The organism is Vibrio sp. TH_r3 (assembly GCF_033101115.1).
In the GTDB taxonomy this organism is placed as follows: domain Bacteria; phylum Pseudomonadota; class Gammaproteobacteria; order Enterobacterales; family Vibrionaceae; genus Vibrio.
Genome location: NZ_JAWMPW010000025.1, coordinates 1 through 17,865 on the forward strand (window position 1 = coordinate 1; position 17,865 = coordinate 17,865).

Sequence of the window (17,865 nt, forward strand, 5' to 3'; positions counted from 1 at the left end):
GAGCAAGGATGCTCTTCTTTTTTATTTGTTCTACCAAAACATGCTTATTGCGTTCTGCGAAACATAACAACGAAATCATTCGGTTTACTATTACCAAAATTACTAACAATTGTCGCTTGATAAAGCGTCATATGTCGCCTAAAATTGAAGTGCTATTTACAATAAAGGGCTGCATTATGTATGCAAATGCTTATCAAATGCTTAGTGGCACAAAAGTAAAAATAGGTTCTGCACCAGAAATTTTGTCTATTATTCGTTCGGGATTACCCGTTTCTATCCTTGATAATGGTACAGAATTACTTGGTGTAAATAAAACTGAGTACGCTCAGTTGATTGGGGCGAATTTGCGAAGTATTCAGCGAAAACAGCGAACCAGTGGCAAACTTAGCCCAACATCCAGTGAACATGCCTTAATGCTTGCTGAGTTAGTGAGAGTTGCAGATGAATATTTTAATGATAGAGAAGCAACATTAAGATGGTTGAATCGTCCTACGTTGGCTTTCGCCAATACTTCTCCGTTGTCTGTTTGTGACACAGTGACCGGCATCAATATGGCGATGGAAGAGATTAACAAAATGAAATACGGGCTAACAGCATAACAATGGAGATATTTAGGCTCTGCCATGCTGGTTATGCTGATTTGTCCGGAGTTGGTGGCTTATATGGCGCTGGCCGCTGGCATGAACGAGGTGCCTTAGCTTGTTATTTGGCCTCCACCAGATCGTTAGCGGTTTTAGAGCGAATGGTGCATGAATCTCTGTCAGACATGCCTAACCTTGTGATGTTGACCATCTGGATTCCAGATGACGTTAGCATTGAACGATATTCTATCGATCAATTACCCAAAGGGTGGGATACGATTCCAGACGCAGGAATTTCGCGACCACTTGGTCAGGAATTTTTTACTAGAGGTGAGTCGCTTCTTATGCAAATTCCCAGTGCGATTGTTGCCGAAGAGTATAATTTTGTACTCAATCCTTGCCATCAAGATGTTGCAAAAATTAAAGTGGTGGAATCACGCGACTATTTCTATGATTCACGTTTAGAAAAAATGATCAGGTAACCATTAGAATGTGTTCTACATTGTCTAACCTACGGTGGTTAACCTGACCTCTTAAACTTAATTTCAAAGCGAAGCGGTATTACCTAATTCTAATAACATGGCATTGCCGCCGATTGCGGTAATATTGACGGTTCGGACTTTTTCGGTAATAAAACGAAGTACCAGCATAGGATCTCTACTGTTCGGCAATGTAGTTAGGTCAGTCTCTGCAACTAGGCAGACTATGGCATTAGGTCGAATCGAGAGAATTTGATTAATTTTAGCTGCTTCGGTTGGCTTACCAATAAAGGCTAAATTGCGAATATCTTGTTCTATAAGCGATTGATAACAATTTGTATCTATTTGTTGTAACAGTCCTTTAGGGAAGTTTAACTTGGTGTTGATGTTGGTTACTAGTTCCTTTATCGCCGTACTGTCGCTACAAATTATCACACTATTACCAGCAATAAGCATGGCGGCGAGCATCGCTACTAGCGCTTTGATACTGTTATTTTCGACTGCGTTTTCTACCAGCAGGCTAACCCCTTTTCCTTGAGTGTAAAGTTCATTGGTTTCACCGGTAGGACTGGTCAATGATATAGTTTTGGCGACTACAATGCTTGATTGAATTAATTGGTAGTAGAAAGCATGGTTTAGTTCTTTGGTAAGTTGAGTGGATATTGTTTCTACTTGCTGCTTTTTGTAACAAATTCCGGTGTGATTCCACTGTTCAAAGGCAGCCAATGCGATTGTAAATTTATCTAAAGCGGTTTCCATTTTATCATTCCTTATTGATCGGTTGTTTGAACAGCATCTTGATATGTTACTTGAGTAAAACGGTATAAATAATGTGGTCCACCAGCCTTGGGGCCTGTACCTGATAAGCCTTGACCGCCAAACGGTTGTACTCCGACTACTGCGCCGACTTGGTCTCGATTTATATAACTGTTGCCCACTTTGGCTCGTTTCTCTATCCATTGATAAGTGGTTTCGTTGCGGCTATGAATTCCTAGCGTTAGTCCATACCCAGTGGAATTGATCGCCTCTATTAACTTATCTAACTGACCAGATTTAAAACGAATGATGTGTAGAATTGGACCGAAATGCTCTTCTTTTAGAATAGAAATATCAGAGATTTCAAAAGCGACGGGTGCAACAAAATGACCTTTATTACACGATTCATCCAGTGCCAGTTGCTTAATTAATTGTTGCGTATTGGTCATTTTTTCAATGTGTTTTTGCAGTTTTTTCTTGGCGTTATGATCGATGACTGGACCTACATCGGTTTTGTGTAGATAAGGCATACCAACAGATAATTCAGTCATGGCTCCAGAAATAACGTCAATAATATGATCGGCAATATCCTCCTGAACACAGAGTACTCGCAGAGCAGAGCAGCGTTGACCTGCTGAGGCAAATGCAGAACGCAATACGTCTTTAACGACTTGTTCTGGAAGCGCGGTACTATCGACAATCATCGCGTTCTGTCCTCCCGTTTCGGCTATTAGCACAGGAAGTTCACGCAATGTTTCTGATCGAGAGTCTGCGTCATTTTCTGAAGTGGAAATGATTTGATTGGACAAAGATTGATTAGCTAATGATTGATTAATTCGCATTGCTGTTTGAGTTGAACCGGTAAAAGCAATACCGGCAATTAATGGATGAGAAGTTAACGCATCTCCGATTTCGATCCCACGACCAGGTAAAAATTGAATAACACCGGTTGGAAATCCTGCTTGGTTCATTAATGTCATGGTTTTAGCAGCAATGAGAGAAGTTTGTTCTGCTGGCTTAGCGATAACAGTGTTTCCTGCCATCAGGGCGGCTGTGATCTGACCCAAGAAAATCGCTAAAGGGAAATTCCATGGACTAATACAAACGAACACCCCACGACCTTCACGGCCAACGAAACAGGTTTCATCGTCAAAAATGTTGAGGTTTTGGGCTGAAAAAACATGCTCTTGTGTTGCGTAAAACCGACAAAAATCAACAGCTTCACGAACTTCATCGATTGAATCATGAATAGTTTTACCTGCTTCTTGGTGACAAATAGCGATTAACTCACTCATATTAGCTTCAAGCAAATCAGCGAGATTATTTAAACATGACGCTTTGAATGATGAATGCTTGTCGCGCCATTCTGGATAAGCTTTGTAGGCTGATTTAATGGCTAATTCTATCTGTTCTGGTTGAGCATAAATAACGTTGCCAACTTCAAGGTTTACATCATAAGGGGCTTTTACTGAAATAGTATTCGTTTCTGAGTTTTGCGTTATATCATACAATGGTTGACCGTTAATCACTGGGCAAGCAGTCCACAGTTTGTGCATATATTGCGAGACACCCTCTTCAAATGGTTTTCTTTCACTGTCTACATTGAGGTTAACGCCCCAAGAATTCATTCTATTAGGGAAAAGGTTCGGGGGGAGTGGAATGGCTTTATTATCGAAAGAAGTAGCAGCCAATAATTGATTCACAGGATGTTGAGTAAGTTGTTCTGGAGGGCAGGTTGCATCTACTAATCTATGGACAAACGAACTGTTCGCACCGTTTTCTAAAAGACGACGGACTAGATATGGAAGCAGGTCTTTATGGCTACCAACTGGAGCATAAATGCGAATATTGGCCTGATATTTTTTTAGAACATGGTTATACAAGGCTTCGCCCATACCGTGTAGACGTTGGAATTCGTACTGACGTTGGTTTCCCATCACTGCGATAGCGGTAACTGTTTGAGCGTTGTGGCTAGCAAATTGCGGGTACAGGTTGCGGTTGACCTGTTCACTTAACACAAAGCGGGCACAAGCGAGATATGAAACATCGGTTGCCTCTTTGCGAGTAAATACAGGATAATTGAGAAAGCCATTTTGTTGAGCTAATTTTATTTCACTATCCCAGTATGCACCTTTTACTAACCTGACTGGGATCACATCACCTTGTTCTTTCGCTAATTGATTCAACCATGCAAATACTGGTAGTGCTCGCTTAGAGTAAGTCTGTACTACTAAACCAAATTTACCCCAACCTTTAATCTCTGGGTCACGATATAGTTTTTCAAACAATTGGAGAGACAGTTCTAAGCGGTCCATTTCTTCTGCATCTATTGTCAGTGCCACATCTAATTCTCTTGCTCGTTTGGCTAATGTAATTAGTGTGGTAAACAGTTCATCCATTACTCGTTCTTTATTGGCGACATCATAACGCGGATGTAGCGCGGAAAGCTTCATTGACAAAGATGGAGTGGATTTATTCTGCGATTGAGTTTGTTTGCCTATTGTTTCAATTGCTGACATATAGTCGTGACAATATTTGCGTGCATCTTTGGCTGTTAGTGCTGCTTCACCGAGCATATCAAAGGAAAAGTCGTAGCCCATATCTTGTTGTGGATGGCCATTTTTCTGTGCTTCTTTTATATCTCGCCCAAGTACAAATTGGCGACCAAGAATGGCCATTGCTTGATTCATCGCTTGACGAATAATCGGCTCGGATAGTTTATTAACTAATCGTGAAATAGCTTTTATTGGTGTTGAAGATGGAGCGTCTTCTAGCCCACAAACTTTCCCCGTAAGCATTAATCCCCAAGTAGATGCATTAACAAATACCGAATTGTTACCTTTAAGGTGAGAACCCCAGTCGGCTACGGTGAGTTTGTCTCGGATTAAAGCATTTGCTGTAGCGGCATCAGGAATGCGCATCAAGGCTTCAGCCAGACACATGAGCAAAATTCCTTCTTGTGTGTCTAGGCTATATTCGAGTAGTAAAGCATCAATCATCTGAATCGAATTCTTGTCAGCTCGAATTGCTTTGATCAGCTCATTAGCTTCACGTTCAATCTGTTCGTTCTCTGCTAATGTTGCAGTAGCAAGAGGCAACAGTTGGTTTAATAGCTGAGTTTCATCGACCATATATAGGGATGAAATCATTACTTTTAGTTCATCGAGTGATTTCTCGAAGAGATCAGGGCCGAATAGTTCCTTTGTGTTCAACATGTGTTATGTCATCCTTGTCCGTATACCTAAACGATGTATTCCAATAATATTGCCTACCTTAGCAACAGTATTATCAGTGTATTTTTGACAGGAGAATAAACTTGCTGAAAGCTCTTATCTATTGATTAAAAGCTCTTAATATCTATGTATAAAAAACATTATCGATGGCTAGACAAATCACTATCGTCAGAGATACCTAATTTTCCTTAATGGTGCAGGCAAATGAACTAACCACTCAAGATAAGCGATTTTTTCTATATTGAGCGGGTGACATTCCTAGCTGTTTAGAAAAAGCATGACTAAAGGTACTGTGGCCAGAAAATCCTGTTAGATCAGCAATGTGCGCTAAATTGTAGCTGCCTTTTTCAATTAAGGTTTTTGCAAATTCAACTCGTTTAGATAAAACGTATTGATGGGGCGTGATTTTCATATGTTGCTTGAATAAATTATGGAACTGACTTTCACTCAAGAACACGCTTCCGGCTAATTCAGCAACCGATATTTTTTGGTTAATATGCGTTTCTATATACTTGTCGAGCGTAGCAATATCTAACCTACAGGGCCGCTTATGAACTTGAAAAGCTTCGATATGCTTGTTTAGTAGTGCAATTATGGTGTTGTTACAACTTTGACTTAATAGAAGATCAGAAGGATTAGATTTAATCTCGATGGCGAGCATATTGATTAGTTGTCGCATCTGGCTATCTAATTGGAAATAATAGCCCTTCCAAGCGAGTTCATTAATTTGGTTGAGAATAAGTTGATTGATTTCTGTATCGGCGAAGAGATTAAGTACAACAATATCTGAAGGGGTATTGACGCCACCAAATGCATGCTCAGAAGATTCTGTTATGATACAACCTTGGCCGGGGATCATAAGGTTTCCACTGCCATTGATTTCAAATTCAACCGTGCCTTGTAAACCAATTACTATTTGTAAATAGTCGTGAGTATGTCCATCTATATCGGTCGAAAGAGTGATCAGTTCTGTCGGATTAGGCAGTATAGTGCAATTGTAACTTGTGGTGTCATAGGTCATATTATTACCCATTTATATGGTACCTAACTAGGCAACTTTATCGTAATAAGAAGCGAGAATCATGCCGAAAGCAACAATATGGCCAATTACTAACAATAACCAATAAGTTAACGGTTAGTTTATGGTGACAGCTTTATCATAGTTAACCTAACAATGCACTGAATGTAGGCTAATTTGCACGAGTGCTGTGCGTTTTCAGCGGGTAATTAAACTTGACTATAAAACTTGTCTTTTTATTTCAATTAGCTTTAACGTATATAACGCTCTACACTTCACCGAATACAAGATAAATAAATTTAACACTGAAGGTTGTTGGTTATGAATTTGACTAAAATGACGTTTTTTGAACGATTTGAAGCGGATATTTTATCGGGGAAAAAGGTAATTACTATTCGAGATGAAGCAGAAAAGGATTACCGGCCAGGAGCGGTGGTTCAAGTTTCTACCTTCGAAACTGGTCGATGGTTTTGTGATTTAATGATTAAGTCAGTCGCACCTATCCAGTTTGATGAACTCAGTGAGTTTCATGCCAACCAAGAGAACATGACCTTATCGGAATTACGTGAAGTCATTCGAAGTATCTACCCCAATGCTAATGAGCTGTACGTAATCTCTTATGAACGAGTTGTCTAGCTAATACAGCCCTTGATGTTTTGTTAAATATCACACAGATGACTGGTGTGAGTGATAATTAAAGTCGAACAATTTTACTGCGTTGAGTTTGTACAAACTGAAGCGACGATTTTCCTTAAAAATGTTGTACATTGCTCTAGTTGTTGATGTTCTACATATTCATTTGCTTTGTGTGCTACGTCGATTGAGCCAGGACCGCAGACTACAGTAGGTATTCCAGCTTGCTGAAATAAGCCAGCTTCAGTGCCAAATGATAAAGAACAAAATGAGGTAGTGCCGATCGCGTTTGAACAAATCGTTTTTAGCTCTGCAAGACTGTCATCATCGACTAAACCAGGATAATTCACTCGTTCTTTCAGTTTGATGTCTGACTGGGGATTTTGGTTTTGGATGGCTGGTTTTAATGTGTGATTGACTAGAGAATTAAAAGGTCGTAATAGTATTTCACTTGAGGTGGTAGGTAACGGACGAACTTCAAAGTCAAATTGGCAATAATCAGGCACTACGTTTACCGCTGTTCCGCCTTTTATTGTACCAACCTGTATAGTTGAAAAAGGCGGTGAATAGCGATTATCATTTTCCGTAGTTTGCCATTCACGAGCACTTTTTTGCAAAAAAGTGACAAGTTCAGCAGTGTATTCAATAGCGTTAATGCCTAAATGTGGTTGAGAAGAATGAGCCGCGACACCATGAACAGAGCAACGCCATGCGCTTTTTCCTTTATGAGCGGTTGCGACTTGCATCATGGTCGGTTTACCTATGATGCAAGCAATGGGCTTGTTTTCTTGTTCGGCAAGCTGATCAATTAAACGTCTTACGCCAACACATCCCACTTCTTCATCATAACTAATGGCAATGTGTATTGGAGTGGCATTGTTAGAACGAGTTGCGGCAATAAATTCGGGTACTAATGCGAGAACACACGCTAAGTAGCCTTTCATATCGGCGGTTCCACGACCATAATATTTATCGCCCATCTTGTGTAAACTAAATGGATCACTACTCCACGGTTGATTGACGACAGGTACTACATCAGAGTGACCAGAAAAACAAATGCCACCTTTTTCTGGGTTTCCTATTGTGGCAAACAAATTAGCCTGCAATCGGTCTTCGCTATAGACACGTTTTGATGTAATCCCAAAACTATTCAGATAAGATTCTATATAATCAATGAGCTCTAAGTTTGACTGCAAGCTTATGGTTTTAAACGCGATTAATTTCTGCAAAATGTCGATAATGGCTTGCATAAACTGGTTCCTTAAAACGGTGCAATGATGCGGTTGGTTAGTCAAACAAAGTGATTAGTTAGATCAAGTGTCTGTCTTAATGGTTTTGTAAGTAGTGATATAACACGTCGATTGCTACGATCATGTCATCTAGTTCCATTGCTTCTTGAGGGTTATGAGAACCGTGCTGATTTCTGATAAAAAGCATACCAGTAGAAATACCTTCATTAGCAAATATCGCAGCGTCATGACCTGCACCACTTGGTGTTAAAAATGGATCTAAGCCACATTTTTCAGCCGAGTGCTGGAATCCTTTGATAATATTCTTGTCTAGCAACGCAGGTTTAGATGAAATCTGAGAGCCAAATTCAAATTTAACATTTCGTTCACGTTCTATTGATTGAGCTTCTGATTTCAAAATACTCTCAACCGTCTCAAGAACATCAGGATACTCACTTCTCGCTTCAAAGCTAAAAGAAACATCACCGGGAATCCGGGATATGGCATGTTCGTGTTGATTCGTTGACATAATGCCACTGGTTAATACTAGATCGGAATTATGGTCATTTAATGTTCTCCAGTGGTCATCTAATCGCACTAATAAATTTGCGACCGAGAAAACTGAATCATGACGATACTCTCTTGGCACTGCGCCTGAATGACCCGCTTCGCCAATACAATGGATGGATTGATAGCGGATATTACCGCGAATTCCTGAAACGATTCCTGCCGCCCCATCATAATTACCACCTTCCGGCATGCTATCTATGTGTGAACCAATCAGTGTGTAATATTGTATTTTTGTTTTTATTATTAACTAATGTTTTTTTGCAAAGGCATATTGGTATATTTAGTGAAAAATTGATCCTGATCTAATAATATTATACATATGATTATTATTTGTTTTTGATTGTGAAGCTCGTCCAGTGATTATTAAAATGTTATAGAAATATGTTCTATAAGTAATTAAATTAATTGTAATGACATTTGGTCGCTAATTAGTGTCATTTCAAGTATTAATATAATTTAATTATATATTAATTATTTCATTATAACTCCAACGTTGCTCTGCACCGTTAAAATAATTGAACACATTATGTTTATAGAGCTATCTATTGTTTATTATTTACGCTGTCTTGCTAAGCTATATATGGAGAATTACTCATTTCCTACGTAAGTTTACTAAACCTGACGCTCACGTTGTTTTGAAAAGCGACAATATTTAAATAAGATTATTTTGCATCGCAGTTAAATGCTTGATGCTTGGTTTGCTTGATGCTTGGTTAACGCATCGATAAGGATAATTTGATAGCTTCAACGTATTTGAAATAACTTTACCCATTTAGTAATTAAATATTTCTTTAATAGAAAACAGGCTAAATCAGTAAAGATTGGTAACATGTTCGCCCTTATATAAATAGGCAATGGAGAAATTTTGACTACGTATCAATGAGGACTTAACGGTTAGTATATCGGATGTGTCATTTAAACACTGACCGTTGTCACATGAAGAATGTTAGTTCAAAGTAAGTCTTTTCTTTCCTTTTTTGTAATTCATTTCTTTTTTGTATTCCTTAACCCTTCCTTAACCGCATGGTTAGTATCATTTGCTTTATCAGAGCAAAGATGAATTTTTGCTATTGAGATTTTGACTATCTCACCAAGAATTTTTTAACAATTATTAATTGGAAGCTAACTATGAATACTGAAACAATGTCTTTGGTTCAGAATACAAAAAACTTACGGCGTTCTAAGTGGCATATTAGGAATGGTAAGCTTTTGGCCGGTTATGCGGTTTTATTAAGCTTACCGTTTATAGCGGCACAAACGTTAAATATGGATAACAAAGGGCTTTATTTTAGTTTGTTAAGTATTTTTAATGTCATTGCTATGATGGCATTTTTTGTTCAATTTCCACTTGGCAGCCGCGTAAAACAAGTTCCGCTATTTGTCAATATTGACTGGAGTATTTCTAAACATAAGAAAATAGGCCAGTGGATTGGTTTCTTTTTTCTGCTCCATCCGATTTTTATTCTGGCGCCAAAATTTATCCAATCATTCGATGATGGTATTCGAAGTGTAATTAATGTCATTACCGCCCCACAAATGTTGACAGGTTTAACTGCTTGGGTAGCGATGATTGTTTGGACCTTAATGGCGGTGTTTAAGAATAGACTCAAACTTAGTTACGAGATGTGGCGTCTGACTCATGTCGTTGGGTTTGTCATTATAGCGATATTAGCCACCCTGCATATTACTAGCGTGGGAAGCCACGGTCAGTTTGAAGCAGAGTTCAATACAGGATGGTGGGCGCTTTGTACTGCGTCTGTTCTGATGGTTGCTTACAATTATCTGGCTAAGAAATGGGTTATGAAAGCTAAGCCATTTACCTTAGTCGAGGTAAAAAAAGTGAGTAGCCGAGATTGGCAGGTAACGTTGGAAAAAAATAGCCACGATGACTTTGTTTTTAAAGCCGGCCAGTTTGTGTGGCTAAATACGGATAAATCTGTCTTTAGTATGAACGAGCACCCATTTTCTATCGCTTCTTGCACCGATGATCTTCCACGTTTCTCGCTGTTGATTCGAGAATTAGGCGATTACACCTCACAACTCGATAAACTTTCAATTGGTCAGAAGGTATTTGTTGATGGGCCATATGGAAGTATGAGTTTAGACAGTAGTAAAAATGCTGAATCGGTTGTTCTTATTGCTGGTGGTGCTGGTATTGGTCCAATGCTGAGTCTATTGAGAGAATTAGCTGTACAAAATGATAAGCGTCCGGTGCGATTAATTTATGGCAATGGTGATTACCAACAGATGGTGTTGCAAACGGAGATTAAGCAATTAGAAAAGAACATGCCGGATTTTCGTCAGCAATTGGTTTGTATAAATCCAAGTAATGAAGCTGACGTTCGACAAGGCGTTATCGACAAAAATTGTATTGAGAATGTTTTGCAGCATATGAATGCGAGTCATTGCAATGTTTATCTATGTGGCCCCCAAGGGATGATTTCTTCGGTAAAAATGAGTCTCAAGTCACTCAATATTGCTTCATCAGATATCTATTACGAACAAATTTCATTTTAACGACAAGTTTTAGAGGTAAACGTATGCCAATAAGTCAAATATCCGGTTGTATAGGCTGTAAGGCTTGTATTGAGAGTTGTCCGACCGATGTGATTCAGTTTGATGAAAAAAAACAGAAAGCGGTGATTACTTATCCAGAGGATTGTCAGATCTGCCATTTATGTCGGCTTTACTGCCCTGTTGGGGCGATAACCATTACGCCTGAAAAAACATTACCTGTTATGGTTTCTTGGAGGTAGTCATTATGAGTAAGAAGATAGATCTATCTAGACGTCAATTTATTGGTGTCGCCGGAGGAGTAATTGGTGCATCTATGTTCGCTTCTGCCGCTTTTGGTGCTGAAGCTCCAATAGAGAATAAGCCGAAAATTGATGCAGATGAATTCACCCAAGAGTCTTATGAGACCGATGTGCTGGTTATTGGATCAGGATTTGCTGGTTTGTTTGCTGCGGTAAAAGCGCATGATGCTGGTGCTAAAGTGATGATGGTGTCGAAAGGACGCTTAGGCAGTTCAGGATTGACGCCATTTGCTAAGGGTGTTTTTAGTTACGATAAAAATAATGCATCAATGAGCATCGATGAGTTCGTCGCGAAGGTATCAGAATCGGCTATCGGAACCAATAACCCAGTATTTACTCGTCAATTAGCAGAACATTCCTATGATCGAGTCGAAGAGCTTAAATCTTGGGGTTTTTTTGATTCGCCTTTGTGTAATAAATCTTTTATGCGTCCGATGGAACAACGCAATATTCCATTGCATGAGCGAGTAATGGTGACGCATTTAATGAAAGAAGATGGCCGTGTCGTCGGAGCGGCTGGTTTTAGTCTTAATGAAAATAAAGTTGTGTTTTTTAACGCCAAAACCGTTGTGCTTTGCACGGGTTCTGGCGGTTTCAAACCTAATGGTTTTCCAATGTGTGACGTAACACATGACGGGACTATCATGGCCTATGATATTGGTGCGGTTGTGACCGGTAAAGAATGGAATGATGGACATCCAGGCTCTGCAGTAAACTCAGGCTCTTGTTATGATAACTGGCATGGGCAAATCGAAGAAAAGCCATCGGTTAATGGCATCATGGTTAATCATCACCTTGGTGTCGACTTAAACTATAAAGCTTATACTCAAGGCGGACCTGTCACCATGGGCCCTCCACCGGGTCCCGGTCAGAGTAAGGAGGGCAGTGAGAAAAACATATCGGGAGGACCTTATGTACCCGAAGCATTTAGGCAAACTGATATGCCACCAAAACCTGATCAAGACAGAGGTATATTTTCTCTCTTTAGCAGTAAAGGTCATTCAGGTCCTCCTGGTATGGGAGGAGAGCAAGTTGGTGGTTCAACTGCAGGAATGGCTATTCATAAATCAGAAGGTATTGTTCCAATTGATGAAACAGGCCTAAGTTCTATACCTGGCTTGTATGCAGCGGGTGATGCTTTAGGTTCATATATGTCGGGTGGCATTTATACTCAGATCGGTGGTTCAGCTGCGGGCTCTTGTGTTCAAGGCGCGTTTGCTGGAGAAGCTGCAGCGAAAGCCAGTAAATTGGTAGCGATGATACAGGTTAACACGTCTACACAGGAACAGATTCAACAAGAGATATTAGCGCCATTGAAGCGAACTCATGGTTATAGTCCTGCGTGGGTTACTCAGGTTCTGCAAGGTGTCATGATCCCTAATTTTGTACTTTATATTAAGAAAGATCGCATGATGCAAGGTGCTTTAGCTTATGTGGAAGAGTTAAAAGAACACCATGCAGAAATTCTGCTAGCAGAAGATCGTCATCAGTTGCGCTTAGCGCATGAAACTAAAAATATGATCATTACTGCTGAGATGAAACTTAAGGCTTCCATGATGAGAACTGAGAGCCGATGCAGCCACTATCGTTTAGATTACCCAGAAGTAGACTATGAAAATTGGCAAGCTTGGATCAATATTCAGAAAGGAGATAACGGTGAAATGGTGTTTAGCAAACAACAATTTGATAAATGGCCAGAACTGGCTTAGTTGTTAGAAAACGCTCAAACGCCAAATAGAATAGAAATGCCGTTCATTGCATGAACGGCATTGTATTTTGGGATACCTACAGTTACCTAGACATTTGTATTCGACAGAGCCAAAGTTTACTGCAAAGTAACGTTAAAGAAACCATATAAGCACTGAATGCTTTACGGCTACTGTACCAGTATCATGCCTAACTGTTGAGATTGTTGGTATGAGATTTTCTCTGAAATTACGTTGCTTAATGCAAACTCAGACGTTACCAATACCCGTTCATTATTCTCAGGCATAAGAGAGTGTACCTTTAATTCTCCAGATTCAGAGAAGCTGCTCCATAAATGACTATCTGCCAAATAAATATAACCATCTTGTGGTAAATATTGTTTATTTTGTTTGACGAATAATTTTAGCCACCAAACTGCACGTTGAAGCCCTTGCGGGCCTTCTAATACTTCAGGTTTGTTGATGTGTTGATTTAATACGGCTTTTTGCGTGGCAATTACGACATCAAGAGAGCCCGGATAACTTTCCATAAATGGATTAACAACTTGCCCTTCATAAGAGCAAGCCCAGCTAGGGTTTGCTCCGATAATCAAAAAGGCAATTAACGTCGACTTTAATATCTTCATGTTAATTTCCTTTAAGGTGTGACAATGTTGAACCAGAACTCGAACGTATCTAACATGCCGATAAAGTCTTTAAATTTACTCGCATCGCCATCAATGATTATGTCGCCATTGGCAATAGCTTTTTCTAGCGTATTGGTACCAATTTGAATATCGTCCAGCGTTGCTTTAGACATCTTAAGGCTGACACTTGGTTCATCTGTTAGAACTTTAGAGTAATTTAATACCGAGTTTTCAATATAGAGAGTGTATTGCTCATCTAAATCGGTGAAATCAATATTCATTGAAAACGCCATTCCTGCCGCTTTTTCTGGCAGGATTTTTACTGATAGATAGTCGAACAACATTTCTGGAGGCATATTTTTAATAATGTCTGCTGAGGCGGTAGCGAGTCCACCTGACGCAGCAACACCGTTACGAAGTTCAAACGCGCCTTGTAAGTAGACAGAACGCCAAGGCCCTGATTCGGCTTGATAACCTAATTGCTCGTATGCATCCGCTAACAGTTCTTTACCTTTGGTATTTGGGTTGGCAAACACCACATGTTTTAATACTTCAGCAACCCAGCGGTAGTGACCTTGAGCGAAATCTTCTCTTGCTCGGTCTAATACTGCCTTTTCACCGCCCATATACTCTACGTATTTAATCGCAGCATTAGTGGGTGGTAGATTATTTAGATCAGAAGGGTTACCTGTGTACCATCCCATATAACGTTGATAAACAGCTCGGCTATTATGACGCAACGTACCGTAGTAGCCTCGAGTTGCCCAGTTGTTTTCTAATTCAGGAGGGAGGGTGATAATTTCAGAAATCTCTTCGCCTGTATATCCTTGGTTCATTAGACGTACAGATTGGTCATGAGTAAACTTGTAAATATCACGTTGTTTTTTAAAATAAGTTACGATGTCTTGTTGACCCCAAAGTGGCCAGTGGTGACTTTGAAATTTAACTTCTACATCGCCGCCCCACATTTCTATGGTTTCATTCAAATAAGTTGACCATTTTAATGCATCTCGGACTTGTGCACCGCGAAGGGTTAGAATGTTATGCATGGTGTTAGTGGTGTTTTCTGCCATCCACAATGCTTTTTTGTCTGGGAACCACGTATTCATTTCAGTTGGCGCTTCAGTTCCTGGCGTATATTGGAAGACCATTTTAATTCCATCTACCGTTCTCTCATCTCCAGTTTTGGTAATTGTATCTGTTGGAGCGATTAGAGTTGGCTCACCTGTGGAAGTGGTTTGACCCAATCCACCATTGATACCACCAAATTCGTTTCGCGGTAACATTGCTCCATACATATAAATCGCTCTTCGACCCATTGCGTTACCAGCAATGACATTTTCAGATACAGCATGTTCAACGAAACCATTGGATGCAATAATTTGTACATCGCCAGAAAGGACATCTTTTTCGTCGATAAGTCCTCTAACACCACCAAAGTGATCTATGTGGCTATGACTATAGATAACCGCTTTGACAGGACGTTCACCTAGCTCTTGATTAACAAATTCTAACGCGGCACTCGCGACTTCTTTAGTTATAAGCGGGTCGAAAACTATCCAACCTGTTTCTCCTTCTATGAATGTAATATTGGATAAATCATATCCACGTACTTGATAAATTCCATCGGTAACTTTAAACAAACCGTTGATCATATTTAACTGAGCATTTCGCCAAAGACTTGGGTTGACGCTATCAGGAGATTCTTTATCTAACGCAATGTATTGCTTGTAAGACTCTAAATCCCAAATGACATCACCATTGGCATTTTTGATCGTTACCGTATCTTGTGACGCGATAAGACCACGTTGAGCATCCTCAAAATCTTTTTTATCATTAAAAGGGAGTGAGGCGAGTACTTCTTTATTTGCATCTATTGTCGCTTGTGTTGCAGGTTTTGCATCAATTGCCATAGCGTTAGCTGAAGTGGCTATTGTTATCAGGAAGGCAATACTTTTTCTCATATCTAGATCCTTGAATAAAATTCCGTTGTTGATTTACCACGAATGGGTATCTATTAATTTGTGTCGTGTTTTATTTACTTGTATTTAATTAAACTCTTATTCAAGAACAATAAATATTTAAGAATAATAAAATCTCACGATACATTTACATCATAGCAACATTTTTGATGATTTATATGCAACAAATACATTTAAATTTGCTGTCGCATCTATAAGAATGATTATTCGAAGTGGTATTGGGTTGGAATTGAGTGAGATTCGCGGCGGTTTGTCTGGTGAATTATTGAGTTACTCTGAACGATCAAGTGCGGAATCAAAGTAACTAATGCATTGGTTACGACCATTTATTTTGGCTTCGTATAGTGCCATATCTGCTTGATTTAATAGTTTTTCAAAATGATTCTTTCTGCTATCTGATGAGCAGCTAAGCCCAACACTGATTGAAATAAATAGTTCTTTTGAATCGTAGTAAAAGGGTTGATCACAGATTATTTTTCGTAGTTTTTCTGCAACTATCTTGGTCAGTTCGATAGATGTTTCTGGTAGGAAAATAGTAAACTCTTCGCCACCATAGCGACCAATTACATCTACAGAACGTAGAGCGCTTGAACATCGTTTAGAGACTTGTCGTAGTACTTCATCTCCGCATAAATGGCCATGTTGATCGTTGATTTGTTTGAAGTGGTCGATATCAAATATGATGACGGATACATCTCCACCATAACGATTGATGCGTTCGACTTCACTAACAAAGCGTTGTTCCCAATAGGTCCTGCTAAATAGTTGCGTTAAGCCATCGATATTACTAATTCGTTCTAACTCAGCGTATGCTTTTTTAAGACGCATGGTCGACATTGCAGTATCAGTAACATCTTTAATGGTAATGCAAACGTATTGTACGTTATTGTTTTCATCACAGATGGGAGTGAAACAGCAATTCTGGTACATGTGATCTAAACCACCAGTGACAGAACGACCATTAGAAAATTTAAATAGATAAGGTCTATGTTCCCAAGAAGTATAGGATTGATGATTAAGTAAAAAAACGCTGTTAACTTTTCGTTTAAACCAAGTACTAGCTAACTCGCTAAAATGTTCAAGGAGATTAGAACCAATAATGTCAGTCTCAGAATAATCACTATGAATAGCCATAAATCGATTCCATAAGTGAACGGTAAAATTTTTATCTATGACAAAAACTCCACTGTCTAGGCAGTCGATTACATTAGTGTTATATGAGAAGGCTTCTCTACGAGGGACGTTAGAGTTCATCAAGAAGTTTATCTAAAATAATTTGCAAGTATGTAATTGAAGTATCCGGTAATAATAATAGTAGCGCACATTGAAAAGCGTATTTCTCGACACGATATTCAATTTTTATAGATAATGCATGTTCCCAAGAAACTTGTTGTTTATCTAGTAAATTTTCGACAGAAATAGACTGTCCAATAAGAGACGGCGGCGTGTGAAAAAACTGTTCAGAGAGCTGCTCAGCGATGCCATTTAAGCATGCGCCATTAATTATATTCGAAATCTCTAATAATGTTTCTTGCTCAAAAGAAGGCGTAATTTCTTCATCAAAAGCTAATAGCTGCGCTAAGTCATTAAAACTTGTATTGCTAAAAATAGTCAGTGATTCGCCACTAAATTTTGCTTTATTAGCGTTGGCAGAGAAGCCTTGTCGAACGGCAGAAACTTCATTTTCTGGAATTAATTTACGCAATGCGGAAACTAGGTCATTTGAATGAATAACTTCGATTGCAGGTATGGATAAAGTTACGTATTGCTCAAACAGTACAGAGAGTGATTTTCCTGCTTGGCCCATGCCAATATTACAGATTTCTTGTAAATAATCGCGTTGATCTTCTGTGAAATGTAAACTATTTATCATAATAAGCTATGTTTATTTAAAACGTCGAGTATTGTTGTTGCTGAAGCTGGTTTAGTAATGAAATCTAGAGCTCCATTGGCTTCAACCCTGCGTTTTGCTTCTGCTTGAAGGTCAGCAGAGACGACGAATGTTTTGACGGTAATTCCTTCAGATTGCATACGTGTTAATACTTCGAAACCATCTAGTACAGGCATGGTTAAATCTAAGAATAATACATCAAAGTTACTGTTTTTAAGCGCTGCTAAAGCGTCTTCCCCATTTGCAACAAAAGTGACATCACTTTGCCATGTATCAGGCAAGTTTTTTTTCAATTGCTTTCTAGCAATATTTGAATCATCACAAATTAAAACTGAAACCGTCATC

At 39.2% G+C, this 17,865-nt stretch carries 16 protein-coding genes; 6 read left to right on the forward strand and 10 right to left on the reverse strand.

Annotation, left to right across the window (positions count from 1 at the left end; genetic code table 11):
• A partial coding sequence (locus R3X26_RS15915; protein ID WP_317718316.1) for an antitoxin Xre/MbcA/ParS toxin-binding domain-containing protein occupies positions 1-599 on the forward strand: 599 nt, incomplete at its 5' end.
• Positions 600-601: 2 nt separating this feature from the next.
• Positions 602-1,063 carry an RES family NAD+ phosphorylase gene (locus R3X26_RS15920; RefSeq protein ID WP_317718317.1) on the forward strand — a complete coding sequence of 154 codons (462 nt, stop codon included), beginning with the start codon at positions 602-604 and terminating at the stop codon, positions 1,061-1,063.
• A 63-nt stretch (positions 1,064-1,126) separates the two neighbouring features.
• Here the strand turns inward: R3X26_RS15920 and R3X26_RS15925 are convergent, their stop codons facing one another.
• From R3X26_RS15925 to R3X26_RS15935, 3 genes are all read right to left on the reverse strand, one after another.
• A complete protein-coding gene (locus R3X26_RS15925; protein WP_317718318.1) occupies positions 1,127-1,819 on the reverse strand; it encodes a 1-pyrroline-5-carboxylate dehydrogenase in 693 nt (230 codons plus the stop codon).
• Between the two features lie 11 nt (positions 1,820-1,830).
• On the reverse strand, positions 1,831-5,031 hold the full coding sequence (putA, locus tag R3X26_RS15930) for a bifunctional proline dehydrogenase/L-glutamate gamma-semialdehyde dehydrogenase PutA (RefSeq protein WP_317718319.1): 3,201 nt from the start codon (positions 5,029-5,031) through the stop codon (positions 1,831-1,833).
• 235 nt (positions 5,032-5,266) lie between these two features.
• On the reverse strand, positions 5,267-6,082 hold the full coding sequence (locus R3X26_RS15935; RefSeq protein ID WP_317718320.1) for an AraC family transcriptional regulator: 816 nt from the start codon (positions 6,080-6,082) through the stop codon (positions 5,267-5,269).
• A gap of 321 nt (positions 6,083-6,403) precedes the next feature.
• On the opposite strand from R3X26_RS15935, the gene yqfB reads away from it, so the two are divergent.
• Entirely contained in the window at positions 6,404-6,703 is a 300-nt protein-coding gene (gene yqfB / locus R3X26_RS15940) for a N(4)-acetylcytidine aminohydrolase (RefSeq protein ID WP_317718350.1), read from the forward strand.
• 74 nt (positions 6,704-6,777) lie between these two features.
• Here yqfB and argE read toward each other — a convergent pair whose 3' ends face one another.
• Complete coding sequence (gene argE / locus R3X26_RS15945; RefSeq protein ID WP_317718321.1) at positions 6,778-7,950, reverse strand: acetylornithine deacetylase; 1,173 nt, start codon at positions 7,948-7,950, stop codon at positions 6,778-6,780.
• 76 nt (positions 7,951-8,026) lie between these two features.
• Positions 8,027-8,689: a M20/M25/M40 family metallo-hydrolase gene (locus tag R3X26_RS15950; protein ID WP_317718322.1), complete on the reverse strand. Its 663-nt coding sequence runs from the start codon at positions 8,687-8,689 to the stop codon at positions 8,027-8,029.
• A gap of 938 nt (positions 8,690-9,627) precedes the next feature.
• Between R3X26_RS15950 and R3X26_RS15955 the strand changes: the two genes are divergently transcribed.
• The 3 genes from R3X26_RS15955 to R3X26_RS15965 are packed head-to-tail and all read left to right on the forward strand — an operon-like array spanning position 9,628 to position 13,024.
• Positions 9,628-11,016 carry a ferric reductase-like transmembrane domain-containing protein gene (locus tag R3X26_RS15955; RefSeq protein ID WP_317718323.1) on the forward strand — a complete coding sequence of 463 codons (1,389 nt, stop codon included), beginning with the start codon at positions 9,628-9,630 and terminating at the stop codon, positions 11,014-11,016.
• 23 nt (positions 11,017-11,039) lie between these two features.
• Positions 11,040-11,255 (forward strand): ferredoxin family protein, encoded by a 216-nt coding sequence (locus R3X26_RS15960; RefSeq protein ID WP_317718324.1) that lies wholly within the window; start codon positions 11,040-11,042, stop codon positions 11,253-11,255.
• 5 nt (positions 11,256-11,260) lie between these two features.
• Positions 11,261-13,024 carry an FAD-binding protein gene (locus tag R3X26_RS15965; protein ID WP_317718325.1) on the forward strand — a complete coding sequence of 588 codons (1,764 nt, stop codon included), beginning with the start codon at positions 11,261-11,263 and terminating at the stop codon, positions 13,022-13,024.
• 167 nt (positions 13,025-13,191) lie between these two features.
• On the opposite strand, the gene R3X26_RS15970 is transcribed toward R3X26_RS15965, so the two are convergent.
• The 5 genes from R3X26_RS15970 to R3X26_RS15990 all read right to left on the reverse strand — a co-directional run bounded on the left by R3X26_RS15970 (position 13,192) and on the right by R3X26_RS15990 (position 17,864).
• Positions 13,192-13,647, reverse strand: a complete 456-nt coding sequence (locus R3X26_RS15970; protein WP_317718326.1) for a hypothetical protein — start codon at positions 13,645-13,647, stop codon at positions 13,192-13,194.
• A gap of 11 nt (positions 13,648-13,658) precedes the next feature.
• A complete protein-coding gene (locus tag R3X26_RS15975) occupies positions 13,659-15,611 on the reverse strand; it encodes an alkyl/aryl-sulfatase (RefSeq protein ID WP_317718327.1) in 1,953 nt (650 codons plus the stop codon).
• 288 nt (positions 15,612-15,899) lie between these two features.
• Positions 15,900-16,883, reverse strand: coding sequence for a diguanylate cyclase (locus R3X26_RS15980; RefSeq protein ID WP_317718328.1), 984 nt, complete (start codon positions 16,881-16,883; stop codon positions 15,900-15,902).
• Positions 16,873-17,502: a hypothetical protein gene (locus R3X26_RS15985; protein WP_317718329.1), complete on the reverse strand. Its 630-nt coding sequence runs from the start codon at positions 17,500-17,502 to the stop codon at positions 16,873-16,875. The genes R3X26_RS15980 and R3X26_RS15985 overlap by 11 nt, the downstream gene beginning before the upstream one ends.
• Positions 17,499-17,864, reverse strand: a complete 366-nt coding sequence (locus tag R3X26_RS15990; RefSeq protein WP_317718330.1) for a response regulator — start codon at positions 17,862-17,864, stop codon at positions 17,499-17,501. The genes R3X26_RS15985 and R3X26_RS15990 overlap by 4 nt, the downstream gene beginning before the upstream one ends.
• Position 17,865 lies beyond the last annotated feature (1 nt).

Excerpts from the sequence above, each read along its gene's own strand:
- R3X26_RS15960 (WP_317718324.1), top strand. The coding sequence starts at position 11,040 with ATGCCAATAAGTCAAATATCCGGTTGTATAGGCTGTAAGGCTTGTATT.
- yqfB (WP_317718350.1), top strand. The coding sequence starts at position 6,404 with ATGACGTTTTTTGAACGATTTGAAGCGGATATTTTATCGGGGAAAAAG.
- R3X26_RS15950 (WP_317718322.1), bottom strand. The coding sequence starts at position 8,689 with ATGCCGGAAGGTGGTAATTATGATGGGGCGGCAGGAATCGTTTCAGGA.
- R3X26_RS15970 (WP_317718326.1), bottom strand. The coding sequence starts at position 13,647 with ATGAAGATATTAAAGTCGACGTTAATTGCCTTTTTGATTATCGGAGCA.
- R3X26_RS15985 (WP_317718329.1), bottom strand. The coding sequence starts at position 17,502 with ATGATAAATAGTTTACATTTCACAGAAGATCAACGCGATTATTTACAA.
- R3X26_RS15975 (WP_317718327.1), bottom strand. The coding sequence starts at position 15,611 with ATGAGAAAAAGTATTGCCTTCCTGATAACAATAGCCACTTCAGCTAAC.
- R3X26_RS15980 (WP_317718328.1), bottom strand. The coding sequence starts at position 16,883 with ATGAACTCTAACGTCCCTCGTAGAGAAGCCTTCTCATATAACACTAAT.
- R3X26_RS15955 (WP_317718323.1), top strand. The coding sequence starts at position 9,628 with ATGAATACTGAAACAATGTCTTTGGTTCAGAATACAAAAAACTTACGG.
- argE (WP_317718321.1), bottom strand. The coding sequence starts at position 7,950 with ATGCAAGCCATTATCGACATTTTGCAGAAATTAATCGCGTTTAAAACC.
- R3X26_RS15920 (WP_317718317.1), top strand. The coding sequence starts at position 602 with ATGGAGATATTTAGGCTCTGCCATGCTGGTTATGCTGATTTGTCCGGA.
- putA (WP_317718319.1), bottom strand. The coding sequence starts at position 5,031 with ATGTTGAACACAAAGGAACTATTCGGCCCTGATCTCTTCGAGAAATCA.
- R3X26_RS15965 (WP_317718325.1), top strand. The coding sequence starts at position 11,261 with ATGAGTAAGAAGATAGATCTATCTAGACGTCAATTTATTGGTGTCGCC.
- R3X26_RS15925 (WP_317718318.1), bottom strand. The coding sequence starts at position 1,819 with ATGGAAACCGCTTTAGATAAATTTACAATCGCATTGGCTGCCTTTGAA.
- R3X26_RS15935 (WP_317718320.1), bottom strand. The coding sequence starts at position 6,082 with ATGGGTAATAATATGACCTATGACACCACAAGTTACAATTGCACTATA.
- R3X26_RS15990 (WP_317718330.1), bottom strand. The coding sequence starts at position 17,864 with ATGACGGTTTCAGTTTTAATTTGTGATGATTCAAATATTGCTAGAAAG.